Source organism: Streptomyces hydrogenans (assembly GCF_014656075.1).
Taxonomy (GTDB): domain Bacteria; phylum Actinomycetota; class Actinomycetes; order Streptomycetales; family Streptomycetaceae; genus Streptomyces; species Streptomyces hydrogenans.
The window spans coordinates 37,458-63,883 of the sequence record NZ_BNBS01000044.1 but is presented as its reverse complement, the minus strand read 5'-3'; the positions used below and the strand labels follow the sequence as shown (position 1 = coordinate 63,883).

General features: G+C 73.9%; 23 protein-coding genes and 1 pseudogene. 10 read left to right on the top strand and 14 right to left on the bottom strand.

Features of this window, described 5'->3' with window-relative positions; genetic code table 11:
- The 3 genes from IE321_RS19995 to IE321_RS19985 all read right to left on the bottom strand — a co-directional run.
- Positions 1-328: acyl-CoA dehydrogenase family protein (locus tag IE321_RS19995; protein WP_190223950.1), on the bottom strand; the 328-nt coding region annotated here is incomplete at its 3' end.
- Positions 325-1,350, bottom strand: a complete 1,026-nt coding sequence (locus IE321_RS19990) for an LLM class F420-dependent oxidoreductase (protein WP_190223949.1) — start codon at positions 1,348-1,350, stop codon at positions 325-327. The genes IE321_RS19990 and IE321_RS19995, both read right to left, overlap by 4 nt.
- Positions 1,350-2,507: a CaiB/BaiF CoA transferase family protein gene (locus IE321_RS19985; protein WP_190223948.1), complete on the bottom strand. Its 1,158-nt coding sequence runs from the start codon at positions 2,505-2,507 to the stop codon at positions 1,350-1,352. Before IE321_RS19985 ends, IE321_RS19990 begins: the two co-directional genes overlap by 1 nt.
- A 211-nt stretch (positions 2,508-2,718) precedes the next feature.
- On the opposite strand from IE321_RS19985, the gene IE321_RS19980 reads away from it, so the two are divergent.
- From IE321_RS19980 to IE321_RS19965, 4 genes are all read left to right on the top strand, one after another.
- Complete coding sequence (locus IE321_RS19980) at positions 2,719-3,492, top strand: TetR/AcrR family transcriptional regulator (RefSeq protein WP_226652919.1); 774 nt, start codon at positions 2,719-2,721, stop codon at positions 3,490-3,492.
- A 118-nt stretch (positions 3,493-3,610) separates the two neighbouring features.
- Positions 3,611-4,141: a DUF4334 domain-containing protein gene (locus tag IE321_RS19975; RefSeq protein ID WP_190223947.1), complete on the top strand. Its 531-nt coding sequence runs from the start codon at positions 3,611-3,613 to the stop codon at positions 4,139-4,141.
- Positions 4,138-5,229 carry an NAD(P)-dependent alcohol dehydrogenase gene (locus IE321_RS19970; RefSeq protein WP_190223946.1) on the top strand — a complete coding sequence of 364 codons (1,092 nt, stop codon included), beginning with the start codon at positions 4,138-4,140 and terminating at the stop codon, positions 5,227-5,229. The genes IE321_RS19975 and IE321_RS19970 overlap by 4 nt, the downstream gene beginning before the upstream one ends.
- Positions 5,230-5,414: 185 nt before the next feature.
- Entirely contained in the window at positions 5,415-6,611 is a 1,197-nt protein-coding gene (locus IE321_RS19965) for a TetR/AcrR family transcriptional regulator (protein ID WP_190223945.1), read from the top strand.
- Positions 6,612-6,669: 58 nt separating this feature from the next.
- Here IE321_RS19965 and IE321_RS19960 read toward each other — a convergent pair whose 3' ends face one another.
- Together IE321_RS19960 and IE321_RS19955 are read right to left on the bottom strand one after the other, a co-directional pair.
- The gene (locus tag IE321_RS19960; protein WP_190223944.1) at positions 6,670-7,869 is read right to left on the bottom strand and encodes an oxygenase MpaB family protein; all 1,200 of its coding nucleotides are present in this window, start codon (positions 7,867-7,869) and stop codon (positions 6,670-6,672) included.
- A gap of 300 nt (positions 7,870-8,169) precedes the next feature.
- Positions 8,170-9,528: a lipase family protein gene (locus tag IE321_RS19955; RefSeq protein WP_190223943.1), complete on the bottom strand. Its 1,359-nt coding sequence runs from the start codon at positions 9,526-9,528 to the stop codon at positions 8,170-8,172.
- A 341-nt stretch (positions 9,529-9,869) separates the two neighbouring features.
- Here IE321_RS19955 and IE321_RS19950 point away from each other — a divergent pair, with 341 nt between their 5' ends.
- Positions 9,870-10,502, top strand: a complete 633-nt coding sequence (locus tag IE321_RS19950) for a TetR/AcrR family transcriptional regulator (RefSeq protein WP_372470317.1) — start codon at positions 9,870-9,872, stop codon at positions 10,500-10,502.
- Between the two features lie 31 nt (positions 10,503-10,533).
- Here IE321_RS19950 and fabG read toward each other — a convergent pair whose 3' ends face one another.
- The gene (fabG, locus tag IE321_RS19945) at positions 10,534-11,343 is read right to left on the bottom strand and encodes a 3-oxoacyl-ACP reductase FabG (protein WP_190223941.1); all 810 of its coding nucleotides are present in this window, start codon (positions 11,341-11,343) and stop codon (positions 10,534-10,536) included.
- A gap of 528 nt (positions 11,344-11,871) precedes the next feature.
- Here fabG and IE321_RS19940 point away from each other — a divergent pair.
- Positions 11,872-13,344, top strand: coding sequence for an outer membrane protein assembly factor BamB family protein (locus tag IE321_RS19940; RefSeq protein ID WP_350810737.1), 1,473 nt, complete (start codon positions 11,872-11,874; stop codon positions 13,342-13,344).
- Between the two features lie 259 nt (positions 13,345-13,603).
- Positions 13,604-14,038, top strand: coding sequence for a YdeI/OmpD-associated family protein (locus tag IE321_RS19935; RefSeq protein ID WP_190223939.1), 435 nt, complete (start codon positions 13,604-13,606; stop codon positions 14,036-14,038).
- A gap of 42 nt (positions 14,039-14,080) precedes the next feature.
- Here the strand turns inward: IE321_RS19935 and IE321_RS19930 are convergent, their stop codons facing one another.
- On the bottom strand, positions 14,081-15,283 hold the full coding sequence (locus tag IE321_RS19930; RefSeq protein WP_190223938.1) for an Lrp/AsnC family transcriptional regulator: 1,203 nt from the start codon (positions 15,281-15,283) through the stop codon (positions 14,081-14,083).
- Positions 15,284-15,523: 240 nt separating this feature from the next.
- Between IE321_RS19930 and IE321_RS19925 the strand changes: the two genes are divergently transcribed.
- On the top strand, positions 15,524-16,969 hold the full coding sequence (locus IE321_RS19925; protein ID WP_190223937.1) for an MFS transporter: 1,446 nt from the start codon (positions 15,524-15,526) through the stop codon (positions 16,967-16,969).
- Entirely contained in the window at positions 16,966-18,147 is a 1,182-nt protein-coding gene (locus tag IE321_RS19920; RefSeq protein ID WP_190223936.1) for a M20 family metallopeptidase, read from the top strand. The genes IE321_RS19925 and IE321_RS19920 overlap by 4 nt, the downstream gene beginning before the upstream one ends.
- Positions 18,148-18,742: 595 nt before the next feature.
- Here IE321_RS19920 and IE321_RS19915 read toward each other — a convergent pair.
- From IE321_RS19915 to IE321_RS19890, 6 genes and pseudogenes are all read right to left on the bottom strand, one after another.
- Complete coding sequence (locus IE321_RS19915; protein WP_190223935.1) at positions 18,743-19,114, bottom strand: hypothetical protein; 372 nt, start codon at positions 19,112-19,114, stop codon at positions 18,743-18,745.
- 109 nt (positions 19,115-19,223) lie between these two features.
- Positions 19,224-19,607: a hypothetical protein gene (locus tag IE321_RS19910; protein ID WP_190223956.1), complete on the bottom strand. Its 384-nt coding sequence runs from the start codon at positions 19,605-19,607 to the stop codon at positions 19,224-19,226.
- A 463-nt stretch (positions 19,608-20,070) separates the two neighbouring features.
- A pseudogene (locus tag IE321_RS19905) lies at positions 20,071-20,936 on the bottom strand (Tn3 family transposase); the annotation flags it as partial.
- 126 nt (positions 20,937-21,062) lie between these two features.
- Entirely contained in the window at positions 21,063-22,013 is a 951-nt protein-coding gene (locus tag IE321_RS19900) for a hypothetical protein (RefSeq protein WP_190223934.1), read from the bottom strand.
- A gap of 267 nt (positions 22,014-22,280) precedes the next feature.
- Positions 22,281-22,703 (bottom strand): SRPBCC family protein, encoded by a 423-nt coding sequence (locus IE321_RS19895; RefSeq protein WP_190223933.1) that lies wholly within the window; start codon positions 22,701-22,703, stop codon positions 22,281-22,283.
- The gene (locus IE321_RS19890) at positions 22,700-23,014 is read right to left on the bottom strand and encodes an ArsR/SmtB family transcription factor (RefSeq protein WP_043225397.1); all 315 of its coding nucleotides are present in this window, start codon (positions 23,012-23,014) and stop codon (positions 22,700-22,702) included. The genes IE321_RS19895 and IE321_RS19890 overlap by 4 nt, the downstream gene beginning before the upstream one ends.
- Before the next feature lie 1,013 nt (positions 23,015-24,027).
- Between IE321_RS19890 and IE321_RS19885 the strand changes: the two genes are divergently transcribed.
- Positions 24,028-24,714, top strand: coding sequence for a HalD/BesD family halogenase (locus tag IE321_RS19885; RefSeq protein WP_043225393.1), 687 nt, complete (start codon positions 24,028-24,030; stop codon positions 24,712-24,714).
- Positions 24,715-24,747: 33 nt separating this feature from the next.
- On the opposite strand, the gene IE321_RS19880 is transcribed toward IE321_RS19885, so the two are convergent.
- Entirely contained in the window at positions 24,748-26,295 is a 1,548-nt protein-coding gene (locus IE321_RS19880) for an MFS transporter (protein WP_190223932.1), read from the bottom strand.
- Positions 26,296-26,426: the final 131 nt, after the last annotated feature.

Below are 26,426 nucleotides of genomic sequence, written 5' to 3'. Positions count from 1 at the left end.
GCTGCTCCTCGGTGGCCAGCTTGGTGAGGTACGGGCCGATGATGTCGTTGTGCAGACTGAGGGCGAGGCCGGACGCGCCCGCGCGGGCGAACTCCTCGATGAGGACGGCGCTGTGGCGGAAGTCGTCGGTGCCGCCCCCGCCGTACTCCTCGGCGACGGCCATGCCCAGCAGGCCCCGGCGGCCCGCCGCGCGCCACGCCTCCCGGTCGACGACGCCGGTCTCCTCCCAGCGCGCGTGGTGCGGGGTCACCTCCTTGGCCAGGAAGGTCCGCACCGTCGCGCGGAAGGCGTCGTGATCGGGGCCGTACAGGTCGCGTCCGAAGGTCACAGCCAGCTCCTCACGCGCTCGATCAGCCGGGCCGGGTCGGGTCCCACCGGGGTGACGTTGAGCATGGTCACGCCCGCCTCGCGGAAGACCTCCACCCGGTCGCGGACGTATCCCTCGGGGCCGGCGAGGCTGAGGCGTTCCAGCAGCTCGTCCGGTACGGCGGCCTCCGCGTCCTTCTTGCGGCCCGCGAGGTAGTGCTCCTGGATGGCCGCCGCGGCGGCCTCGTAGCCGTAGGAGCAGATCAGGTCGTGGTAGAAGTTCCGGCCGGGCGCGCCCATGCCGCCGACGTAGAGGGCGACGGTGGGGCGCATCAGGTCGCGGGCGGCCTCGGCGCCGTCGCCGAGGGCCAGCAGACCGCCGGCCACGACGGCGAGCGGACCGAGAGCGGGGTCGCGCCGGGCCGCGCCCTCGGCCAGGGACGGGCCCCATACGTCGGCCGCGCGCTCGGGGACGTACAGGAACGGCAGCCATCCGTCGGCGATCTCGGCGGTCATCCGGACGTTGGCCGGGCCCAGGGCCGCGACGTACACGGGGACGGTGTCGCGGACCGGGTGGTTCAGGAGCTTGAGGGGCTTGCCGAGGGTGCCGCCCTTCTCGGGCGGCAGGGGCAGGTCGGTGATGCCGTGGTGCTCGATGACCTCGCGCCGCCAGATCCGCCGGGACAGCTCGATCACCTCGCGGGTGCGGCCGAGCGGGCGGTCGTAGCGGCGCCCGTGCCAGCCCTCGACGACCTGGGGGCCGGAGGCGCCGATGCCGAGCAGGGCGCGGCCTCCGGTGAGGGCGTCGAGTCCGGCCGCGGTCTGGGCGATCAGGGCGGGGGTGCGGGAGTAGACGTTGAGGATGGCCGAGCCGATCCGCATCCGCTCGGTTCTGGCGGCGAGGTATCCCATGATCGTCGGGGAGTCGTAGCCGTACGCCTCGGCCACCCAGACGGCGTCGAGTCCCGCGGCCTCCAGGGCGGCGGCCCGGTCCGCGGCGGCGCGCGGGTCGCCCGCGTACGCCAGGGGTGTGGAGAGTTCCATCAGCGGTGGTCCTTCAGGAGTTCGGGCACGTCCCAGTCGCGGGCCACGTCGGGGGTGTGGGCGCCGGGGACGGCCGGGGGCCTGCGGAGGGTGCCGGGGGTGGCGGAGAAGCGGGGTGCGGGAGCGGGCTGGACGGCGCCGAACGCCGGTGTGTACGTGCCGCGTTCGGTCAGGTGCGGGTGGTCCGCCGCCTCGCGCAGGGAGAGGACGGGGGCGACACAGGCGTCGGTTTCCTCGAAGGCGGCCGTCCACTCCGCGCGCGTGGCGGATGCGAACCGGGCGGTGAACACGGCCCGTAGCTCTGGCCAGTTGTGCGGGTCGGCGCGGTCCGGCAGCTTCCCGGGATCCAGGCCCAGCAGGGTGACGAACGTCGTGTAGAACCGCGGTTCCAGGGCGCCGACCGCCATCCAGCCGTCGTCGGCCGTGGCGTAGATGGCGTAGTACGGGCATCCGCCGTCGAGCAGGTTGCGGCCGCGGGACTCGCGCCAGGTGCCCTCGGCGAGCATGCCCCAGAACAGGGTGGTCAGGTGGGCGGCGCCGTCGACGATCGCCGCGTCCACCACCTGGCCGCGGCCGGTGGCGCGGGCGGTGAGCAGCGCGGCGAGGACGCCGGTGGTCAGGTAGAGGGAGCCGCCCGCGTAGTCGCCGAGGAGGTTGACGGGCGGCACGGGCGGGCCGTCCGGCGGGCCGACCATGGAGAGCGGGCCGGCGGTGGCGACGTAGCCGATGTCGTGGCCGGCCCGGGCGGCGAGCGGTCCGTGCTGGCCCCAGCCGGTGATCCGGCCGTACACCAGCGCGGGGTTGACGCCCATGCAGTCCTCGGGGCCGACGCCGAGGCGTTCGGCGACGCCGGGGCGGTAGCCCTCCAGCAGGATGTCGGCGCGCGCCGCGAGGGCGCGTACCGCGTGCGGCCCTTCGGGCGTCTTGAGGTCGACGAGGACGGAGCGCTTGTTGCGGTTGGTGAGGTCGAGGGCGGGATCCCCGCCGAGCGGCGAGGGTTCGGGACGGTCCACGCGCACCACGTCGGCCCCCAGGTCGGCGAGGAGCATCGCGGCGAACGGGCCGGGGCCTATCCCCGCCAGTTCGACCACGCGCACGCCGTGCAGGGGGCCGGTGACGTCACGGCCGGGAGGGGTGTCGGTGGGGTGCCGGCTCATGTGTTCCTTTCTCGGTTCGAGGCGGGCGGGCCGTCTTCGATCGAGGACCTACTGAGCGATCGCTAAGAACGTAGGAGCTGGGCGGCGAACGGGTCAACTCCCCGTGCGGCAGCAGTTTTTCCGGAACAGGAAGAGGGGCCGGACAGCAGACTCGGCATCATCGGACGGGCTATGCTGAGCGAACGCTAAGGACCCGGAAGGAAGTGTCACGGTGTCACAGCCGTACGAAGTCGCCGATCGACGCCCCGCCCGCGGCGGCCCTCCGGGCGCCGCGCCGGGCCAGGGCGAAACGCCCCCGGCCGAGCACTGGCGCACCTATCACCCGCTCGACCTGCACGCGATCCTGATGCGCGCCATGGAGGCGTTCAACGAGCAGGGTTACCACGGCACTTCGGTACGGGACATCGCCCAGCGGGTCGGCGTCACCGTGCCGGCGCTCTACTACCACTACGCGAACAAGCAGGCGCTGCTGGCCACCCTGCTCGAGACCTCCATCAAGGACGTCCTGGACCGCTGCCGGGCGGCGGCCGGCGAGGCGGGCGACGACCCCCTCGCCCGCTTCTGCGGCATGGTCGAGTCGATCGTGCTCTACATGACGCACCGCCGCCAACTCGCCTTCCTCGACACGGAGATCCGAAGCCTGGAGCCGGAGAACAGGGCGCGCTACGTCGCCCTGCGCGACTATCTGGAGCACATGCTGCTGGACACCGTCGAGGCGGGCCGCGCGCAGGGCGTGTTCACCACGCCGATCCCGGCCGACGCGGTCCGGGCGGTCCTCGTCATGTGCCAGGGCGTGGCCAACTGGTTCCGCGAGGACGGCCCGCTCAGCGCGGAGGAGGTGGCCGAACGCCACGTGCTGCTCGGCCTGTGCACCGTCGGCCATCCCGGCGCGCTCGACGGCACCGCACCGTCCCGGCACGGGAACGCCGCCGTGCCCGGTCGCGACGGATCCTCGCGGGGGCCGGCGTCCCGATCCCCGCGATGACGCGCCCCTGATCCGCGCGCCGTTCCGGCCCCCGCAAGCACACCCCGCACCCGCTCCCTCCCCGGTTCCATTTCCCTGGCGTCGACACCGACGCCGACACCGACGAGAGGACATCCGCATGGACGCGCACGAGGCCCGCACCCGGTTCCGGGAACTCCAGGAGGTCAGGGAGGGGGAAGGCACCGTCGACGCCGCCGAACTCGACGCGATCTGGGCGGCGTTGAGCACCGTCCGCCCCGAGGAGATGCTCGGCTCCTGGAAGGGCGGGGAGTTCCCGACCGGCCACCCCCTCAACGGCATGCTGGCGAAGGCCGGCTGGTACGGCAAGACGTTCCGCTCCGCGCACGACGTCGAGCCGCTGATCTGCCGGGACGCGCAGGGCGGGCTGTACGCCGACCGCGCGCTCGGCAAAGGGGCGGCCGGCCTGTGGGCCGTCGAGTTCCGGGGCGAGACGACGGCCACCATGATCTACGACGGGCAGCCGGTCCTCGACCACTTCAAACGGGTCGACGGCGACACGCTCATGGGGATCATGAACGCCAAGGGCGTGCCCCCCGAGGGGCCGTTCTACTACTTCTTCCTGGAACGCACCCCTGACAGCCCGTACGAGGTCCGGGACGGCGCTCCTCGCGCCGGGCAGTCCTCGTGAGGCGGGTCCGCGCCGCGGTCGTCGCCGCGCCCGGCGCCCCGTTCACCGTCCGGGACGCGGAGCTGGCGGACCCGCGTCCCGACGAGGTGCTGGTGCGGACGACCGCCGTCGGGATCTGCCACACCGACCTGGGGATGCGGGACGCCTGGCCCCGCCGGCTCACCCCCATGGTCTTCGGGCACGAGGGCGCGGGAGTGGTCGAGGCGACGGGCGCGGACGTGACCGGCCTCGCGCCCGGCGACCCCGTCTGTCTGACCTTCGCCCGGTGCGGCGGATGCGAGCAGTGCGCGACGGGCCATCCCGCGTACTGCCCCGCCGCCGCGGCCCACAACTTCTCCGGCGGCCGCCCCGACGGCACCAGCCCCCTCTCCCTCGGCGGCCGGCCCCTCCACGGCGGCTTCTTCGGCCAGTCCAGCTTCGCCACGCACGTCGTGGTCCGCGCGAGCGGCGTGGTCAAGGTGCCGTCCGACCTGCCGCCCGAGGTCGCGGCGCCGCTGGGCTGCAGCGGCCAGACGGGGGCGGGAACGGTCCTCAACCGGCTTCGCCCCCGGCCGGGTTCCTCCCTGGTCGTCCTGGGCGCGGGAGGAGTCGGCCTGAGCGCGGTGATGGCCGCGGTGGCCGCCGGCTGCGCCCCCGTGGTGGCCGTCGATCCGGTCGCCTTCCGCCGTTCCCTGGCCCTCGCGCTCGGCGCCACGGCGGCCCTGGAACCCGGGGACGGCCTGGTGGGGGCCCTGCGCGAGCTGACCCGCGGCGGGGCGCACCACGTCGTCGAGACCACCGGCCGCCCCGAGTCGGCCCGGACGGCCGTCGCCGCCCTCCGTCCCCGGGGCGAGCTGGCCCTGCTGGGCATCGGCCGCGAGGTCGCCTTCGACGTGAGGGAACTGCTCGGCAAGGGCATCCGCGTCCACGGCGTGATCGAGGGCGACTCCGACCCGGACCGCTTCCTCCCCGAACTGCTCGACCTGCGCGCCCGGGGCCTCTTCCCGCTCGACAGGCTGGTCACCACGTTCCCCTTCGAGGCCATCGAGACGGCCGTGGCCGCCATGCGGGACGGCAGCGTGGTCAAGCCCGTCCTCACCTTCGCCTGATCGGGCGGGGGGCGGGCCGGGCGGAAGTCAGGCGGTCGAGCGGGCGGGCAAGGCGTGGGGCGGACGGGCGGGCGACCGGCCCGCGCCGGCTGTCGCGCAGCCCCCGCAGGCCCCGTCCGCCGCTCCCCGCCCGCACCGCCAGGAAGCCGTCCTCTTCCCGGAGGGCCTGTGATTGACTGATCCGCATGCCCTCCGTCTCCCCGTCCGCCCGACCGGCAGAGACCGCGCGGCCGGTCCCCGCCACCCGGCCGCGCAACCGCCGGCAGCTCATCGTGGACGCGGCCGGACGGGTCTTCAGCGAGCGGGGCTACCACGCGGCCTCCATGGAGGACGTCGCCGCCCGCGTGGACATCACCGCGACCGCGCTGTACCGGCACTTCCCGAACAAGTACGCGCTGTTCGCCGAGTGCGCCGGCGTCATGGTGGACGGCCTGGTCGCCGCGCTCGACGAGGTGCCCTCCGACGCGCCCCTGACGGAGGTGCTGACGGCCGTCGCCCGGATCACCGTGGCCCATCGCGCCTCCGGCGGCGTGTACCGGTGGGAGGCGCGCTACCTGGAGCGCGAGGACCGCCGGCGCCTCAAGACGAAGTACGACCGCGTCGTCGACCGGGTCGACGACGCGGTGCGGCGGGAACACCCCTTTCCTGACGGGCGACTGCGCGCCACGGCGGCCCTCGGCGCGATCGGGTCGATCACGATGCACCGCACCTCGATCGCCCAGCGCCGGGCCGAGGACCTGCTGGTGAAGTCCGCGCTCGGCGTCGCCGCGAGCGACCCGGGGGCGGAGGGCTCCGCCCCGGCCCCCGTCGAGCTGCCGGCCCGGCCGGTGCCCCGGACGCGGCGCGACGAGATCCTCGCGGCGGCCGTCCCGCTGTTCGCCCGGGACGGCTTCGCCAGCGTCACCAACGGGCAGATCGCCCGGGCCGTGGGGCTGACCCCGTCCGCGCTGTACCGCCACTACCCCGGCAAGATCGACGTCCTGGCCGCGGCGTGCCTCCAGGCGGCGGACCTGCTGGCCCGGGGGACCGAGCGGAGCCTGCGCGGGGTGACGGCCCCGTACGACGCCGTCGTCGCGCTGGCGGCGACCCACGTGGCGTACTGCTTCGAGTACACCGATCTCAACAGCGTCGCCGAGGCCGAACTCCCCGGCCTGCCCGCGGACCCGCGCCGTCCCCTGGTCCTCGCGCAGCGGAAGCACATCGCCGTCTGGGAGCACTGGCTGCGCCTGGCCCGTCCGGAACTGGACTCCCGCCAGGCCCGGGCGCTGGCCCACGCGGGGTTCGGCGTGGTGGTCGAGGCGGGCCGCAGGCTGCGGTGGCGCGACGGACCCGCCGCCCGGCGGACCGTGACCCGCCTGGTCGTGGGCGCCCTCGGCCTCTGAGCGGCCGGGCGTCGCGCGGCGGGGCGGTCGCGGCTCCCCGGGTCCCGCCGTCGGCGGCTCAGCCCGCCCTGTTCCCGGTGGGGATGGTGATGGGGGTCGTCTTCCCCGAGCCGCCCTTGTTGAGGAACAGCATGGCCAGCGCCCGTACGAACTGGTCGAACATGTAGAACGTGCCGGGCATGATCGGCGACAGCCCCTCGCGGAACAGGATGAACGCGGGCCAGGCGGTACGGACCAGGGCCGCGGCGGCGTAGTCGCGCCGGAGGCCCAGCCAGTCGCCGACCTCGTCGCTCAGGACGTAGCGCACGAACTCGTTCAGGAACCCGCGGGTGACCCCGAGGTCGACCTGCGCCGTCAGGCCGAGCAGTTCCTCGGCCAGGGCGATGCCCTCGGTGGACGGCGTGAGGATCGGGGTGAGCACCCGCGCCGCCTGGCGTTCGGCTTCCGCCCAGGTCTGGGGGATGTGCTCGTCCGGGACGCCCAGCAGGTGGATGGCGACCTGCCACGAGTGCAGGAAGGCCTCCTGGTCCGCGGCCGGGAACGGGATCCTCCAGTCGAGCAGCTTCCGGTACACGAAGGTGCCGAGGCTGTGGAAGGTGACCAGGATGTCGGCGGCGCTGATCGGGATGGTCTCGTCGGCGACCGCCCGCCAGTGCGGGGACTGCGGCAGCAGGTGGCGTACGGCCGCGTGCACCACGCGCGTCTTGTTGGCCGTGACGACGAACTGCCCGGTGGGTTCGAACGCCTTGAGCTCGGACAGGTCGTAGCCGAAGGTGAACGTCTTGGCCGCGCGGTCCTGCATGTCCGCGCCGCCCGCCGACCAGTACACGCTCTTCGCCTCGCGCGGGATGACGGTGCTCATGATGCCGCTGCCGAGGCCGTACAGCATGAAGAGGTACGTGTCCCGGCGTCGGTTGAAGTCGGCCGCGCGGGCGAGCTTGGCGGGGTCGGCCCAGGACGGCAGCCGGTTGACCCGGCCCAGGTAGGCGGAGAACTCGGCCGGGAGGCCGCTGGGCAGGGGGTCGTTGTTGTCCACCCACGACGCCCACGCCGTGTTGATCGCCGGCACGTGGCCGCCGGTGAGCATCCTGGCCATCAGGGGGTCGGCCAGGTCGTCCCAGATCCACTCGGGACCGGTGGTCGCGGCCGTCCCGGCCGCCGCCCCCGTGGAGGCCCACGCGGGGACGGGGTTCGCGACGCCCGCGAGACCGAGCGCCGCGCCGAGTGAGAGGAGCTTTCGCCTGCTGAGGTGGTCCATTGACGTACCTGCTTCCCAGAGGGACCCGGAGGGTCCGGAGCCTGCGCAGACTTGCCGTTCACGGGCGGGGAGCGGGCTGCGGCACCGCTCCGCCCATGTGATTTTCGATTAACATAGCGAGGCGTGCAGTGCTCGGCAATGGGCGTGACGAAGGGCGTGGCGTCTTCACGGCGGGCGGGCGTCGGGGCAGGGAGGGGGCTCGACGGCTCGGGATCGGGGCGGGACCGGAGGAGGCGGCGCGGTGCGCCGGGTCCCTGCGCGGCGCACCGCCGGCGGGTGGCCGGCGGCGCGCGGCGCGGGTCAGGGCTGGAGGGGCATGGTCCAGCAGTTGGAGCCCGCGGGCTGCCCGGCGAGCCGGTCCGTCAGCCAGGCGATGGCGTCGCCCTGGTCGGTGAGGAGGGGCACGAGGTGGTTGGTGAGGATCTTGTCGCCCAGGTTCGGCAGGACCACCGCCTCGTACGTGACGTCGGCGCCCTTGCGGCACCAGTCCACGGCCAGCTGCCGGGCCTGGCCGTGGGGCACGATGTCGTCGTGGACGCCGGTGGCCACCCGCACCGGGCCGGCCGGCCGGAGCGTGCCGATCCGCTGCCTGTTCAGAGCGGCCCGCGCCGCCGGCTCGGCGGCGATGATGTCGCCGATGGACCGGCCGTCCTTCGTCCACCGGCTGCTCTTCGCGAAGCCGTAGCCGAAGAGCGCGTCGCCGACGCACATGGTCGAGGCGTCCCGGAGCACCGCCTTCCCGCTGTCGCTGACGTGCTCCTCGACGACGGCGCGCAGATCCGGGTCCGCCTGGGCGAAGCCGCTGATCGACCAGGCCAGCGCGCCGGCCAGCGCACTGCCGTCGATGCCCTTCATGGTGGAGGTGAGATCGGCGGGCGGGGCGCCGGCGTACGTACCGCTGAGCGGGACGTCCGGCGCGTAGGAGGGCTGGAGTTCGGCGGCCGACGCGGCCGCCGCGCCGCCCTGGCTGTAGCCGTACAGGCCGGTGCGCGAGCCGGCGGTGACGGAAGCGCCGGGCACGGCGCGGGCCGCGCGGGCGGCGTCCAGCAGGGCGTGGCCCTGGTCGAGGCGGTTGACGTAGGTGTGCAGCCGGTCGGTGGCGCCGAGGCCGACGTAGTCGGTGAGGACGACGGCCGCGCCGGAGGCCAGGATCCGGTAGACGGCGAGGGCTTCGTAGCCCACGGACATCGTGTCGCCGGTCAGGGTGAGCGGGTGCTCCAGGGCGAACGAGGGCGCGCACTGGTCCCCCTGTCCCATGGTGCCCGAGGCCATCGCGACCAGCGGTCGCGGTCCGGACCGCTTCCAGGCGGCGGAGGGCTCGATGTAGGTGCCGGTGACGGCGACGGGCCGCCCCGAGGAGTCGGTGGACTTGTACATCAGGCGGGTCGCCGTGCCCGGCAGGGGCCGGCCGTCGAGGCCGGGGATGCTCAGCCCCAGCGACATCGGCTCGGTCCGTATCAACGCGCCGTCGGCGGCGGGGAGTTCGGTGGGCGGGTTGTAGAACGCGGGGATGGTGACCCCGCGCGAGACGACGGGTTCCGTGTCGGTGGCGGAGGCCGGGGCGGCGGCCAGGCAGGCGCAGACGGCGCCCGCGACGGCCGCCGCGAGGAGACGGGCTCCCGCGTCGGCGGAGAGGGGGCGGAGTCGCTTGCGGCTCAAGGGGCACTCCTTGTTCGTCGGGGTCCGGCGGAACCCGGTCGGGCGACCGCGCCGACGGGTGAAATTGGCGCGGCCATGTCACCTCAGGGGGTGGAAAGGGGGTTACTCGCCAGTCATTTACTGGAGAGTAAGGACGGGTGTCACTCACTGACAAGATGTCTGCACGCGTCTTCTGGGGCCCGTGGGCATCGAGCGACCGGCTCGGATCGCCCAGGTGACGGTCCGGCGGGCACGAGGGTGCCGCCGGTCGCCCGCTCCTCGGTATGCTGCGGCGATCTCCGCACGCGAGGACGGTGGCCAGGGTGCACCAGACGCCGATCGAGGCACCGCGCCAGGGGGCGGTGCCGCCGGACGGGGAGCGGCCGTCGCTCCTCGACCGCCGCAAGACGGCCCTGCGCCTCGACATCGCCTGCGCGGCGGTGCGCCTCTTCACCACGCGAGGGATCGCCGCCACGACGGGAGAGCACATCGCCCAGGAGGTGGGCGTGTCCGCGCGCACCCTGTGGCGCCACTTCCCCACGAAGGAGAGCTGCGTGCTGCCCCTGCTGGCGGCCGGGCTCGACTTCGCCGTCGACCGCCTCCGGCACTGGCCGGCGGATGTGAGCCTGCGGGACTTCTTCGCCGAGACCTGCCGCGAGGGCGAGCTGCCCGCCTTCACCCCCGCCATCCTCGACCTGATCCGCATGACCTCCACCGAGCCCGCGCTGCGCGCCGTCTGGCTCCAGGCCCACGACGACGCCCTGCCCGTCCTCGCCACGCTCCTCGCGCAGCGCTCGACGGCCGGGGCGGACACCGGCACCGCCGACGACGCCCTGCGGGTGACCGTGCACGCCGCCACCCTCAACGGCGCCCTGCGCGCGGCGGTGGAGAGCTTCGCCCACCGCTACGCGGACCGTCCGGACGCCGCGGACGAGGAACTCGCCGCCTGTCTCGACGCCGCCCTGCGCGCGGCGACCGAGGGACTGCCCTACTGACCCTGCTCGGCGCGCTCCCCCGGCCTCGGCCTCAGCCGGAGACGGCGGCCGGGACGAGCGGGAGGGCGAGGGCGTCGAGGGACTCGGGAACGGTCTGCCCACCGTCGACGGTGAGGGTCTGGCCGGTGATGAAGGCGGCCTCGTCCGAGGCGAGGAACGCGACCGCGTGGGCGACGTCCGTGGTCTCCCCGAGCCTGCCCAGCGGGATCGACGCCGCCATCCGGCGCAGGTAGTCCTCGCCTAGCGCGTCCAGCCCCTCGGTGCGGACGTTGCCCGGCAGCACGGCGTTGACGGTGATGCCCAGGGGCGCCAGCTCCAGGGCCGCGCCCCGCAGGAACCCGAGCTGCCCCGCCTTGCTCGCCCCGTAGTGGGACCAGCCGGTGTACCCCGTGGTGGGGCCGGTGATGGAGGAGGTGAGGACGACGCGTCCGCGCCCGGCTCGTTCCATCGCGGGCAGGCAGGCCCGTACCGAAAGGATCGACCCGCGCAGGTTCACGGCCAGGACCTCGTCGATGTCGGCCGCGGTCATCTCGCGCAGGGGCCTCTCGGGAAAGATGCCCGCGTTCGCGCACAGGACGTCGATGTGCCCGTGGCGGCGTTCCGCCTCGGCCGCCATCGTCTCGACCGAGGCCGGAGTCCGCAGGTCCACCCCCACGCCGTCGACCCGCCCGCCGGTGGCCCGGACCAGCTCCGCGGCGACCGCACGCGCCACCGCCTCGTCCCGACCGGTCAGCAGCACCGCCGCACCCCGCCGTGCGAAGAGTTCGGCGATGCCCCGCCCGATACCGCGCGTCCCGCCCGTCACCACGACGGACCGGTCACTCCATGGGGTGCCGATCATGCCCCGCCCCTTCCTCGCCGTTCAGCGTGAGCGGTCCGGATCCCGCTCGGTCGCCGGATCCCGCCGAGTCCGGATCCCGCTCGGTCGCCGGATCCCGCCGAGTCCGGATCCCGCTCGGTCCCCGGATCCCGCTCGGCCCGGAGACAGCTCGGTCCCCGGATCCCGCTCGGCCCGGAGACAGCTCGGTCCGGAGCCCGCTCGCCCCCGGATCCCGCTGGGTCCGGAGCCCGTTCACCGTAGGCGACGCGCGCCCTGACACCGGCCCACCGGGCACGGCCGCCGGATCCGGACCACCAGGCCCGACCGACCACGGCGCACAACGGCGGAACCGTCCCCGCGGGCCCTCGACGCCGCGTCACCCGCATCACCCGAACGAAGGACGCGCTCGCCGGGTCGCGGCCGGGGCGAGGGAGCGGCGGGGACGCGGGACGGGCCGGGGCTTCCGGGCCCCGGCCCGAACCTTCGGTTCCGGGCCGAAGGGCTGTAGCTTGGCCCGAACGCCCGCCCCAACGCCCGGAGTTCGTCAGGGTGTCGGGCGGACGCGACTGGGCGGCGGGGAGACGGGTGTACCAGGCGAACATGGCACGGACCGGATGCCACCGCTCCGTCGACAGCGGGGAACGGCGACCGCCCTCGCGGCTGCGCGTGGTCCTGCGCGGGCGGACGCTCGCGACGCCGGCCGTCGTCGACGGCGTCGTCTACGGGACGACCGACCACGGCGTCGCGTACGCGTGCGAGCCCCTCACGCGGACGTTCCTGTGGAGCGTCCAGGCCCGCGCCCTGCCGGACCCGGAGACCGCGCCGGGACGTCACGGCAGGTCCCCGGTGCCGTACGTCGCCGGGCCCACGGTCCACGACGGCCTCGTCCATCTCCTGCGCGGGGACGGGATCCTGCACTCCGTGGACGCCGCGACCGGCGACGTGCGCGCGCCCGGTCCGGCGCTCGGCTGCGCGGGAGGCGGCGCGCCCGCCGTGGCGGAGGGGTTCGTCGCGGCCTGCGGGCGCCTCCCCGGGTCCGGCCTCTTCTCCGATCCCCTCGGGCCGAGGCGCCGGCTGGCCGTGACGTCCGCCGATCCGGACCTCGCCCGGAACCCGACCGCGCCGCTGTGGCACACGGATCTCGCCGACGGCGCGGGACCCTCGGACGGACCTCCTCCCTCCCACCTCCTTCCGGTCGCGGGGCTGCTCGCCCGGGTCCGGGAGGCTCCGGGACAGGGGCAGTCACCGGCGATCCACGACGGCAAGGTCGTCGTGGCGACCGACACCGGCGTCGGGGCCTTCGCGCTGCGCACCGGAGCCCCCTTGTGGTGGCGGGCGCTGCCCTGTTCGGGCGACACGTCGGTCGCCGTCGGCGAGGACGGCGTCGTCCACGTCCTCACGCTCCCCGGAGGCGTCCACGCCCTCGACGTCCGGGACGGCCGCACCGTGTGGAACACCGGCCTGGGCGCGCTCGCCACCCTGGAAGGGAGCCCCGTGGTCCACGGCGGCCGGGTGTACGCGGCCGGGTGGTGGCGCGACGGCGACGGCGGGCACCGGGGAGGCGCGGTCGCCGCCCTCGACGCGGCGACCGGCAGGCCGTCGTGGCACCTGCGGACGGACACCCCGGTCCGCACCCCGCCGAGCGTCGACGAGGACCGTCTCGCCGTGGTCACCACGGGGCACCGCGACATCGCCCCGGCCTCGTTCCTGGTGCTCGACGCGGCCGACGGCACTCCGCTCCGGCAACGGCACCCGCACGACAGGAACACCGACACCCTCCCGACGGCCGTCGGCTCCCGGTGCGGCATCGCCCTCTCGGACGGCGTCGCGTACTGGGTCACCCCGGCGGGGGAGCTCGCCGACTACGACGCCCGCGACCTCGGCTACGCGATGTACCACGGCGCCCGCCCCTCCCGGGGTCCGTTCCTCTCCCGGCGCGCGGCCGCCTGGGACAAGCGCCTCGCGCGCGTCCGGGCGAGAGCCGCGGCGGGCCTCGCCGAGGGGGCGCCCCCGGACGCCTGACGACGGCTCGCCCTCGACGTGGCGGCGGGTGCCACGGGAAGGGCCGCAGGCCTGGTCGCCGTGCGGGGGATGGACAGCCTGGTCGCGGTGAAGGGGGCGGGGCCGTCGCCGCGGGGCGCGCCCGACCCCGCATCCGCCCGGGCCCGACCCGGCCCCGGTCAGGATTCGAGAAGCCCCGCCGCCGCACGGCCCGTAGCGTTTCTCGTGTGCCGGGCGGGCCGGATCCGCGGTGAGCCGGCGGAGCGACAGGAGGAAGACCATGAAGTTTCGCGCCCGGGTCGAGCCGCCCGAGCCCATGCGGGGGCTGGAGGTGCCGGCCGAGGTGGTGGCCGCGCTCGGCGGGGGCGCGCGGCCGCCGGTGACGATCACGGTCCACGGCCATGTGTGGAGGAGCCGGATCGCCCTGCTGCGCGGCCGCCACCTGATCGGCCTCAGCAACGCCAACCGGCAGGCCGCGGACGTCGCGATCGGCGAGGAGGTCGACGTCGAGGTGGAGCTCGACACCGAGCCGCGCGTCGTCGTCGAGCCCCCGGAGCTGACCCGGGCCCTGGACGACGACCCGGTCGCCCGCGCCGCCTACGACAGCCTCTCCCACAGCCGCAGGCGCGAGCACGCACGGGCCGTCGAGAGCGCGAAGAAGCCCGAGACACGGCAGCGGCGCGTCGAGAAGGTCATCGCCACGCTGCGGGGCTGATCCCCCGGGGCGCGGACGTCCGGGGCGGCGGGCGGTCGCCCCTCAGCCGTGGACCGCCGCGACTCCGGCCCGCTTGTAGGTACGCATCAGCAGCGCCGTCTCCGTCGACGTCACGCCCTCCAGGCGGGCCAGGACCCGGGCCGTGAACTCCTGGAAGTCCCGGGTGTCGCGGTGGCTGGAGTAGCCGAGCAGGCTCGTCCCGCCGCTCGTGACCACCAGGTGGCGGAGGGCCGGTTCCCGTGCGAGGAGCCGGATGGCGGCGTCGAGCTCCCGGTGCGGCACTCCGAGCCGGAAGCGCGCCTCGACCGGGTATCCGAGGACCGCCGGGTCGGCGTGCAGGCGCAGGTGCAGCACGTGCGAGGCCGTCAGCCGGGCCAGCCGCCGCCGCGCCGTGGTCTCGCCGACGCTCAGTTCCCGGGCCAGCCGGGTCGTCGACATGCGGGCGTCGCGCCGGAGCAGTTCGACGAGCCGCCGGTCGAGCTCGTCGACGAGCGGGGGCTCCGGAAGCGGGGTGCCCTCGATGGCGTGCCGCCGCACGTCCGTGGGCTCGTCGTCGTAGGGCGCCCAGTCGCTGGCCGTCAGCAGCAGCCGCAGCACCACCGCCGAGTGGAGGTCCACGACCCCGTCGAGCCGGCCGATCACCGTGTCGACGAGGGTGAGGAGGGCGTCGTGCCCGGCGGCCTGGAGCTCGACGAACACGTCGAGGGCCCCGGTGGCGACCTCCACGGAACGCGTCTCGTCCAGGGCGGCGAGCGTCAGCGCCACCTCGTGGACGCGGCCCGGCGCGCACCGTACGGCGATCTCCGCCGTCACCCCCTCGTGCTGGTACTCGGGGACGAGCGCCGCCACGAACGCGACCCGCCCGTCCGCGGTCATCCGCTCCAGGCGCCGCGCGACGGTCCGCTCGTGTGCTCCGACGGCCGCGGCGACCTCCGCGAAGGGGGCGCGGGGGTCGCGGTGCAGGACCTTCAGGATCCCGTGGTCCAGCGCGTCCAGACCGGCGCCCGGCACGGCGCGCCCGACGCCCTCGCCCCGGGCGGCACCGGCCGGGCCCTCGGCCCGCGCGGCACCACCGGGGCCCTCGCCCCGCGCGCCACCGCCGACACCCGCACCCCGCACGGCTGCCCCCGCGCCCTCGCCCCGCGCTCCTCCGCCGGCACCCTCGCCACGCGCCGCACCGCCGGCACCGTCGCCCCGCGCCGCGGCGCCGCCGCCTCCGTACCGCGCCGTTCGTTCCGTCGTCATTCCGTCTCGTCTCCCGCCGGTCGCGAGCCCGCCCGAAGGCGCCTCGCGAAACCCCTTCATGCCCGAATCCGCCGTGGACCCCCACCTCTCCGCCGCAATCGGCCGTCTTCACGGCCAAGTCTTGCCCGAAGTGCCACGCGCTCGCCACATTGTGGTGCGTCTTCCGCCCCCGCTCCCCCACCTGCCGGGCGGCCTTCCTTCCCATCGAGCCCACGCGGCCCTCCCGAAGAGGTAGTACGTATGACGGACCTCGGCACCCGCACCGCCCCCGTACGAAGAAGAGCCGTACGCCCCGTCCCCGCGGGCGCGGTCATCGCCTCCGTCGCGCTGGTCGAGCTCACCAGCGGCCTCACCCAGGGCTTCCTCTCCCCGCTGCTCAAGGGCCTCACGGACACCCTCCGGGTCACGGCGGCGGACCTGAACTGGATCAGCATCGCGAACCTGCTCGCGAGCGTCGCGTTCACGCCGGTCCTCTCCCGCATGGGAGACCTCTACGGCCACCGCCGGCTGCTCCGCTGGAACCTCGCGATCGTCATCGCCGGCTCCGTGCTCGTCGGTCTGAGCCGCTCGTTCCCGATGCTGCTCGCCGGCCAGATCCTCCAGGGCGCCATCGCGGGCTTCTTCCCGCTGCTCGTCGGCATCCTCCGCAACCGTCCCGACGGCGGCGACGCCGAGAGCCGCCGCGGCATCAGCCTCATGGTCGCGGCGCTGATCGGCGGCCTCACCCTCGGTCTGCTGTCCAGCGGCGTCATCGCCGCCACCGTGGACAGCCCCACGGCCGCCCTCTGGGTGCCCGCGATCGGCGCGAGCTTCGCGCTGGTGGTGACCTGGCCGCTGCTCCCCGAGTCCGAGGACCGGCCCGGCGGCTCCGTCGACTGGGCCGGGGCGGTCCTGCTCTCCGTCGGCCTCGTCGCCCTGATGCTCGCGCTCGGCCTCGGCGGCACCCCCGGCTGGGAGTGGACGTCCACCCGGACGCTCGCCACCCTGGTCGGCGGCGTGCTCGTCACGGCCCTGTGGGTGCTCGTGGAGCTGCGGACGGCCGAGCCCATGATCGACGTCCGGATGTTCGCCCGGCGCAACGTGGTCGTCGTCTCCGTCGTGACGCTCGCCTTCAGCTTCTGCATGCTGGGCCTCCAGGTCGCCCACTCCGTCTTCCTCGGCACGAGCCCCGCCGAGACCGGGTACGGCTTCGGCTACGGGCCCGTCGCGATCGGCCTGGGGCTGCTCCCCAACCTCCTCGCGATGGCCCTCGGCGCGCTCGCCGCCCCGGCGGTCGCCGCCCGCGTCACCGACCGGCTGACGCTCGTCACCGGCTCCGCGCTCATGGCCGTCGGGTACGGGATCGTCCTCGCCGCGCACTCCTCGGCCCCGCCCTTCCTCCTGGGCACGGCGCTCGCCGGACTCGGCAACGGTTTCCTCCAGCACTCGACGCGCACCCTCGCCGTCGAATCCGTGCCGCACGACCGGACCTCGGTCGGTTCCGGCATCAACGAGCTGATCATCAACGTCGGCGGCTCGCTGGGCGCCGCCGCGGTCCTCACCGTCTTCACCGGCCACACCGCCGTCGGCCACACCCTGCCGGACCTCGGCGCCTACACCACGTCCTGGGTGATGTGCGCCGTGATCGCGATCGCCGGCGGCGCCGCCTCGTTCCTCTACCGCACCCCGTCCAAGGACCTCCGATGACGATCACCGCAGCCCGCGACCACAGCCGGGCCACCCTGGCCCGCCGCCAGGACGAGGTCCTCGGCCTCAGCCACGCCCTGCACGCCGACCCCGAGCTGGCGTACGAGGAGCACCGCGCGGCCCGCCGCATCACCGACCTCGTCGAACGCGCCGGCTTCGACGTGACCCGCGGAGCGTACGGTCTGCCCACCGCGTTCCGCGCGACCGTCGGCACCGGCGACCTGGTCGTCGCGATCTGCGCGGAGTACGACGCGCTCCCCGGCATCGGCCACGCCTGCGGCCACAACGTCAACGGCTCGGCGTCCGTGGCCGCCGCTCTGGCCCTGGCGCCGCTCGCCGACGACCTGGGCCTGACCGTGGCACTCCTGGGCACCCCGGCCGAGGAGTCGGGCGGCGGCAAGGTCGACATGCTCCGCGCCGGGGCGTTCGACGACGTGGCGGCCGCCATGATGGTGCACGCGGCACCGCAGGACGCCGTGGGCCTCACCACGCTCGCCATCAGCAGCCTCTCCGTCGCGTACTCCGGGGTCCCCGCGCACGCCGCCGCGATGCCGCACCGCGGGGTGAACGCCGCCGACGCGATGATGATCGCCCAGGTCGCGATCGCCGCCCACCGCCAGCAGATGGTTCCCGGCGCGGTCGTCTCCGGCGTCGTCACCTCGGCCGGCGACGCGGCGAACGTCATCCCGGACCACGCCACCGCGACGTACGACGTCCGCGCCGGCACCAGCGAGGAGCTCGCCGAGCTCCAGGCGCGGGTGCGGGCCTGCTTCGAGGCCGGAGCGCTCGCCACCGGCGCCGACCTCCTCCTGGAGACCGTCGGCAACGACTACGCCGACCTCCGCCAGGACCTCGCGATGGGCCGCAGCTACCAGGCCGCCGCCGAGGCCCTGGGCCGCACGGTCCTCGCCAACGGCCCCGGCCTGCGCGGCGGTTCGACCGACATGGGCAACGTCTCGCACGTCGTCCCGACGATCCACCCGTCCATCGGCTACGACTGCGGCGACACGATCATGCACCACCCGGACTTCACCCGGTACGGCACCACTCCCGCCGCCGACCGCGCCGTCCTCGACGGCGGCCTGGCCATGGCCTGGACCGCGATCGACCTGGCGACCGACCCGGCCCAACGCGACCGTCTCCTCGCCCGGCACGCGGCCCGCACCGCCCGGAACTGACCATTGCCCGCGGGTGCCCCGCAAGGGGCCTCGGGTGTGCGTGGTCGGCGTACGGAAAGTGCCGCTGGGATCGATCCTGCTGTACTCGTGTTCCGTCGGCGCTTCGATCCGGCGGGGCACGGCGCGACGCGCAGCTCGCGCAGGTCCGGGATGTGGTTGTAGAGGGTGCCCGGGAAGACGCCCAGCAGCTTGGCGATCGAGGCGATGGAGCGGCCGGGGCCGGGCAGCAGGTCGCAGCCGGCGCGGATGACTTCCTCGGTGGCGACTCCCGGACGTCCGCCGACCCGGCCGCGCTCGTGGGCGGCGGCCGGGCCCTCGTCGGTGCCGATGACGATGAGTTCGCGGATGAACTCGGCCAGGGCGGCGAAGAGGCCGGGCGCGGCCGGTTCGAGGCGTCAAAACTCCTGACAGCAACACCGGTTCTCCGGGCCGTTCCTACTCGGACGCCTGATCCGTCCCCGTTGAGGAAAAATGAGACTCAACGGACCCAGCGTAAACACCGTGCTTCATCGCAGGCGGCGGCCGCTGGGGGCGTATCGGCGCTGCACCGGTGCTCTCCGAGCCCGGTCCGGTGCGTCCGGGGCGGTCGCCTGCGTCAAGTGCCATGGACGTGCCCACGCCAGGACAACGTCAGTTCCCCGAGAACAGGAAGCCCGAGAGTGGGGGCCAGGGTTCCGGTCCCCGTCATGCCCGACGTCAGGGGCAATGTGAACTGCTGGAGCGTTGCGATCAGATGCCGGTGCCCCTCCCCGCCTGGCACCAGCACCCATAGGCGAAGGGTCTTTGCGGCGGGATCCCACTCCCAGACCCCTTCTTGACTGATGGCTCCGCCGATGAATGCCATGGTGCCGAACCATTTGTCGGTCGGGTGAGGACCTGAGATCCCGCTGTCCTCCCATTCGATCTCTATCTGAGCGGTCTGGGGGGTCCAGCTCGGGATGATGTCAATCTGCCCGCCGCGTCTCATGATCGCTCCTCATCAGCCGAAGGTTTCGGGCCCACCGCGCCGACCCTGGGCCGACCTCGACCAGGATCGAGGTCGGTCCGCGCTCGCAGGCGACAACACCCACGCGGGTTCAAGACTCTTCGAGCTCGGGCCCGCCGAAGGAGGCCAAGGCCTCGTCGGCTTCCGGGGCGTCACTGCTGAGCGTGTAGGTGCCGGTCTTCGCCTGGCCCTGGAGCGGCGTACCGCTGGTCAAAGCCACCTTGTACATGCCTGGACTCAGGTTGGCCCAGGTGTGGTCATGCGATGCTCCGTCCGCCGGCAGGCTCACGGGGCCGCCCACCGGGCCGCCCAGGCGGTGCAACTGCGCTTGGACGTCCCCTCCCGGACCGAGTGGGGACGCCAACGTGATCCGCAGACTCAACGTCGGAAGGCCGCGGATCTCCACTCCCCTCGTCCATCCCTCCTTCGTGAACCGGAATTTAATGGGACCTACGATGTCCCTGAACCCGCTCATTTTTCCTCCTTGTCGATGGCACATCAAAGTGATGCGAGGCCGACATATTCGAGGTCGGGTCAATGGGGCTGTGCGACACGGCACGCCGCAGTGCGGCAAAGGAAACAGCGCCAGAACTCTCATTTCGCGCCGGCCGGGGCCACCGCGCGGTGGAGCAGCGCGGAGATACTCCGCGGCGCAGATGTTCTTTGCGTCCGTAGGACGTCTCTACACATGGATGGGACTGTCGAAAACGCCGACGCGAAAGGAAAGGAGCCTGGCTCGTCTTCGGGCCTGCCTCTCTCGCGCCTGGCGGTCGCCCGGAATGGCCCACAGTTCCTACATCCCCAGCGTAGGGCGCAGCGTCTCCGCTGGCGACTTCGGCAGGGGTGCATCGTCCTGACCTGACAGGACGGATTCCACCACGAACGGTCCGACAGGTCGGGTGCGCCGCCCGTCGCTCCTCGTCTTCGTCGTCCGCGACGGCGTCCGGGTCCCTGAAAAGCAGCAGGCCCTGGCCGGGACCGCTGGCCTTGATGGTGAACAGGCAGCGGCCCAGGAAGTTGATGTGCAGGTCCATGAGCGGGGAGAGGCGGGCGACGTCCTCCCCCTTGATCCCCTGGCCCTCGGCGCGGAGCTGGGCGATGGCCGCGTCCAGGTAACGGGTGTTCCACAGGACCACGGCGTTGAGGACCAGGCCGAGGGCGGCGAGCTGGTCCTCCTGGCCCTCGCGGTATGCCTGGCGGATCTGGCCGCGGCCGCCGTGGCAGATCGAGCGGGCCAGGCGGTGGCGGGACTCCTGGACGGTGAGCTGCCGGTTCATCAACCGGCGGTAGGTGTCGTCGACCGGGTCGACCAAGGCGAGCAGATGCATGGTCTTGTCGATCCGGCCGTACTCGGCGAACGCGGCGCCGAGCGGAGTCTGGGTGACCCTCGCGGCCGAACATCCGCAGCAGGTCGTAGGCACGGACCTGGTTCGTGATGAGCGACCCGGCTACGCGGAGCATGTCCGGCCAGTGCGTGGCGATCCGCTTGAGGTTCACATTGTTGCGGGCGACCGCCTCCAGCGGCCGGCGCCTGGCCGCCGGGCAGGTCGGCCCGCCAGAACCGCTGGTCCGACAGGTCTCGGAAGCGCGGGGCGAAGCGGAAACCGAGCATCTTGTACGGGCCGAAGGCCATGTCGGAGTACGAGGCGTTGTCGGCCGCCGCCATCTCCGGGCGCACCCCGCCGTCGAGGTTCAGCAGGGTGTCCAGGGTGAACAGGCTGTCGCGCGGGGTCCCGCGTACGACCATCGCGCCGATCCCCGCGACCTGGTCATCTGCCGCGTTGAGCCCAGCGCCTCCGGTGCCCGTCCGAGCGGCGCAACGCGATCAGGTCCCGGTCCGCGTCATCCAGGAAGAAGAAGCGCTCCGGCTCAGGACGTGTGGGCATCTCGGCGTAGGCGCCGTAGGCGCCGTACGCCTCGGCCTCAGGCCCTACCCGCAGAGGGCCGCGGTCAGGAGCGCGCCCCCGTTCGCCTCGTCGTCCGTGCCGATCGCGGCCTGGCGGGTGCCGGGCACGCAGGCGAGGGCCTCGACCTTGTGACCCTCGAACGTCGCCCTCGTCCGGGGGGCCTCGGCGAGGGTGAGGCGTACCGTGCCCGCGGCGTCGAGGCCGACGTGACCGGCCCGGTAGACGGCCGAGTCGAACGGGCCCTCGTCGCCCGGGTCCGACGCGGAGCTCACGAGCAGTTCGCCGGTGGCCGTGATCGTGAGGTCGGAGGCGTGCCGGACGTCCAGCGCGGGGTACGGGGCACGGAGTTCGGCGGTCCGTACGGGGCCGAACCGGGGCTCGCCGTACTGGTTGAGGACCATCCGGGCGGCGTACAGCGTGGCCGGACGGTCGTCCTGGCCCCGGTCCGCCCACACCGCGACCATGACGCCGGGCCGCGTGGTCGGCGCGAGCGCGAAACCCTCGAAGTTGTCGCCCTCCGAGATCGCCGGGAGCGGGAACAGGTCCAGGACCTCCACCCCGGCGTCCCCGGCGTCCCGCACCCGGTAGCCGATGCCTTCGGAGGCGAGCGCGATGTACTCGCCCGGCCTGCCGGGCACCCGGTCGACGGCCTCCAGGTCGACGGGTTCGCCCGCGCCCCGCCAGTCGAGCGGCACGACGCGAGGAGCCTTGCCGGGGCGGTGGGCGTACCGGGAGATCCGGGGCTCTCCGGGCTTCTTGCTGTCGTGCACGACCAGGGCCTCGAAACCGCCCCCGGTGCGCCGGGTCACGGTGATCCCGCTGATGCCCGGGGCGGTCGCCGCGGCGTCGCCCGGGCCCGGGTCCTGGCGCTGCGTCCCCTGGGCGGTCAAGGCGACCGCGACCACGGCCAGGGCCGCGCCCGCGGCGGCCGCCGTGCGGACAAGGGCGGTTCGAAGACGGGCTGTTCGCCGCATGTGGACCTCTCGACTCCGTGATGGCATACGAGACCCCGGCCGTGTTGACGCGCGTAGATGATCGGGGAATGACGGGGACCGTAGTGGCCCAGGGCGACGCGACGCAAGGCCTGTTCACCATGCGATCGACGAACGAGGCGGCGGCCCGGAGCACCCCGAAGCCGCCGCGAGTCGTCGACGGCCCCACGCCGAGGGGCCTGACCAGAGGTCAGGCCCCGATACGGATCCCGTCTTCCCGACCGGCCGGTGAGCCGGTGAGACCTCGGGTCAGGCAGCCTCGTCTAGCGCTCCGGGGAGGCGGTTCAGGACGTGGGGCCAGCCCTTGCCCATGCCCTCGTACGCCTGCCGTCCCATCGGGGAGTCGAGGTCGAAGCCGGCATGGGTGAGGACGAGGAGCGTGCCCTCGCCCTCCGGCCGGAGCGACCAGGTGAGGGTGGTGTCGAGGGTGCCCTCGGCGAAGCGGTAGGCCAGCAGGCGCTGGTCCTCCACGGCGGTCACCTCGCAGGGCTGGCTGCCGAAGTTGCCCATGTCGAGGGTGAAGCGGTGGCCGACCACCGGCTTGATGTCACCGGCGGCCCACCAGCGGGCGTGCAGACCGGGGTCGGTCAGGGCCCGCCAGACCGCCGCGGGCGGGTGGGGCAGGAACTTCTCGCAGGTGATCGTGCCGCTGTCTCCGGCGCTGTCGGTCATGTGTCGGCTTCCTCGTCCAGAAGGTCGGACAGCGCGTCCAGGCGCTGCTTCCAGTAGTGCTCGAAGGGGTGCAGCCACTCGCTCACCTCGGCCAGCCGGGCGGCCTGGAGGTGGTAGTAGCGGTGTCGGCCGCGCGGCTCCTCGCGCACCAGTCCGGCGGTCCGCAGCACCGCGAGATGCTCGGAGACCGCGGGCCTGCCGAGCTCGAACATCCCGGCCAGCTCGCCGGTGGAGCGCGGCCCCTCCCGCAGGCTTTCGAGCAGTCTGCGGCGCACTGGATTGGCCAGCACGCCGAACACGTCGGTGGGCATGGCTCCACGATAGGTCGGAGAATTCCGACGCGTCAAGAATCTCCGACGCGTCGGGGAGGGTGCACGGGGACGGTCGGCCGGCCGGAAGGCTGGTGCGGCCGGGGGGGGCGGGGCGACCGACGGGCCGGGGGCCGGAGGGCAGAGCGAGCGACGGGCCGGGGGGTTAGAAGGCAGGGCAACCGACGGGCCGGGGGCCGGAGGGCAGGGCAACCGACGGGCCGGGGGCCGGAAGGCAGGGCAACCGACGGGCCGGGGGCCGGAAGGCAGGGGCGGTACGCGAGGGCCCCCGCCCTTGCGCCCGCGCTTCGTCCCCGCCTCAGCAGTTGCGGTGCCCATACAGCGCACGGAAGCACCCGGTCACCTCATGGCCGGACGGATCGCACCCGGTCGCCTCGCAGCCGGACGGATCGCGAGCGGCGGGTTCGAGCCCCAGGGCGCACACCGTCTCGACGGCCTCCGTCCGTTCCCGCTCGTCGGTGAACTGCCGCTGCGGACCGCTGCGGGCCCGGCTCGCACGCGTCGGGCGCACGGATCGACGAGGGCGACATCTTGGTCGTGGAGGGCGGCGGTGATTCCGTACGAGCAGCACAGGTCGAGCACCGCCCGCGACTGTCCGGTCTCGTCGTCCGGCGGGCCCCGCGCGGCGGCGGCCCGCCGGAACGCGGTCTGCTCGTGCGGCGGGATCGCGTACACGAGCGGTGCGGGGCGGCGGGGCCGGGCGGCGGCCTATAGCACCGATGCCGCCGAAGCGCGGCTGCCCGTGGCGTGCCGGTGTCCATCACCGGATCCTGCCCCTCCGCCGCTTCTGCGCTCCTGCGCTCCGGAGGCGCGGTTCCGACACGGGCTCGCTTCGGGGCGGCCCGAACCCACACGGGGGGCGCCTCCGCAGGTGCCCCCACGGCCGCCGCACCATCATCCGGCTCGTTGGACCGTTCGGCCCCAGCCGGGCGTGGCCGGGGCCATGAACGGGGAGGCAGACCCCGACGTATCGCTCCCCTCCCCCGGAGTCCTCCGTGCCCTCGCTCCTCGATGCCGACGTCCTCACGCGCCTCGGGCCCGACGGTGCCGACCGGTTCGCCCGGGACGGCTACCTCGCCCTGCCCGGACTCCTGACCGGCGAGGGGCTCGCCGTGCTGGGCCGGGAGGCCACCGGTCTGGAGGCCGTGGCGCGGCGCCGTGACTTCGCCATGGCCTGCATGGACGATTCACCCCGCCACATGACGACCCTCGGCGGCCACGTCATCGGCCGGGCGTCCACACTGATTCCCGCCCTGTACCGGGACCGGAGCCTCATGGGGCTGGTGCGGGAGGTGGCGGGCGAGCCGGTCATCGAGGTGGACGACCCCGTCGAGCGCCACGTGCTGAACATCCTGCACCGCGCCGGCGACACCCACGGCGCGCACACGGACGACCACCCGTACGCCCTCGTCCTGTTCCTGGAGGCGCCGGACGACCCGGCCGACGGCGGACTGGTGCGGTACCTGCCCCGGGCCGCGTCCCTACGGACCCTGGACTCCGGGCGCGCCCGCACCGCCCACCACCGCGCCGGGGACGCGTACCTGCTCCGCAGCGACACCACCGCGCACCGCGTCACCCCCCTCGTCCGGCCGGGCCTGCGTCGCACCGTGCTGAACTTCGCCTACACGACACCGGTCGCCCGGCCGCACCGGACACCTTCGGCCACCGAACTCTACGAGTGACGCGAGGGGTGCAAGGGGCGCGAGGGGCGCACCTCAGCCCCCGAGCGCCGGCTCCTTCCCCTTCCCCGCACCCCCGGCGGTCCCGGCGGTCCCGGCGGTCCCGGCGGTCTCGGCCGAGGCGGTGGCCCGGCCGTCCGTCTCCTCCGCGCGGGGCCCGTGGCCGCCGCGCAGGCCGACGCGGGCGATGACCGCGACCAGGGCGAAGGCGGCGGCCCCGATCCAGAAGGTGAGGGTGAAGCCGGACTCGGCGGGCAGGGGCGGGACACCGGCGGGCAGGTGCTCCAGGGTCTGCGAGGCCAGGATCGTGGTGACGACCGCGCTGCCGATCGCGCTGCCGGTGGAGCGGGAGATGGAGTTGATGCCGTTGGCGATGCCGCTCTGGTGGTGCGGGACGCTCGCCATGATGACGGCGGGCATCGCCGCGTATCCGAAGCTGACGGCCGCGCCGACGACGACACCGGCACCGATCACCGAGGCGGTGTGGGCGTGGTCGAGGGCGAGCCAGGCGAAGCCGAGGGCGCCGAGGCCCGCCGCCAGGCCCAGAGCCGTACGGGGACCGCGGTGGCGGACCAACTGGCCGCCGACCGGCGAGGCGAGCAGGGAGACGATCGCGCCCGGCAGCAGGAACTCGACGGATGCGCGCAGGATGGACGCGTCGAAGCCGTAGCCGGTGACGGCCTCGGGCATCTGGACGAGGTAGGAGACGCCGAGGAAGTTCGCGAACATCCCGAAGCCGACCAGGACGCCCGCCAGGTTGGCCATGAGGACCGGCCGGTGGACGAACATGCGCATGTCGACGAGGGGCTCGCGGACCTTGAGTTCGGTGAACACCCAGACGACGGTCATGACGGCGGCGCCGGCGAAGCTGCCCAGGGTGCGGCCGGAGGTCCAGCCCCATTCGTGCCCCTGCGAGATGGGCAGCAGGAGGAGCAGCAGGGTGGCGCCGAGGGTCAGCGCCCCGAGGACGTCGGTGCGGCCGCCGGTCTTGTGACGGGTCGCGGGGACCAGGAGGACGACCGCGAGCAGGGCGAGGACGGCGAAGACGGTCGCCATCCAGAAGGCGCTGCGGTAGTCGGCGTCGGACCCGGACGTCAGCAGGCCGGTCGCGACCAGCGCGAGACCGCTGCCGAACGCGAGGGTGCCGCTGACCAGGGACATCGCGCCGGGCAGCTTCTGCGGGCGGACCTCCTCGCGCAGCACGGAGAGGGCGAGCGGGAAGATCGCGGTGGCGGCGCCCTGGAGGACACGGCCGATGATCAGCACGGGGAGCGAGGTCGCCAGGGCCGCGACGACGGAGCCGGCGACCATGACGCCGAGGACGGCGACCAGGGTCGGCTTCTTGCCGTGCTGGTCGCCGAAGCGGCCGAGCAGCGGGGTGAAGACGGCGGCGGAGAGCAGGGTGGCGGTGGTCACCCAGCTGACGCCGGCGGTCGTCGTGCCGAGGTCGGAGCGGATGAGGCCGAGGATCGGGACCGGCAGGGTCTGCATCATCGACACGACCATGGCGGCGAGGCTCAGGGCGAGGACGACGAGCGTCTCGCGGCGCCGCTCGCCGGCGGGCGCGGAAGTCACGTGGTTCATGAGTGAGTGGGGGCCTTCTCGGTGCTTCAGGACATAGATCGTTGATGTCATCAAGTAATACATCGAAGGTAGGCCCGGATACTTGAGGGGGTCAAGTAAACAATTGATAATGTCAAGTATCGCGAGTACGC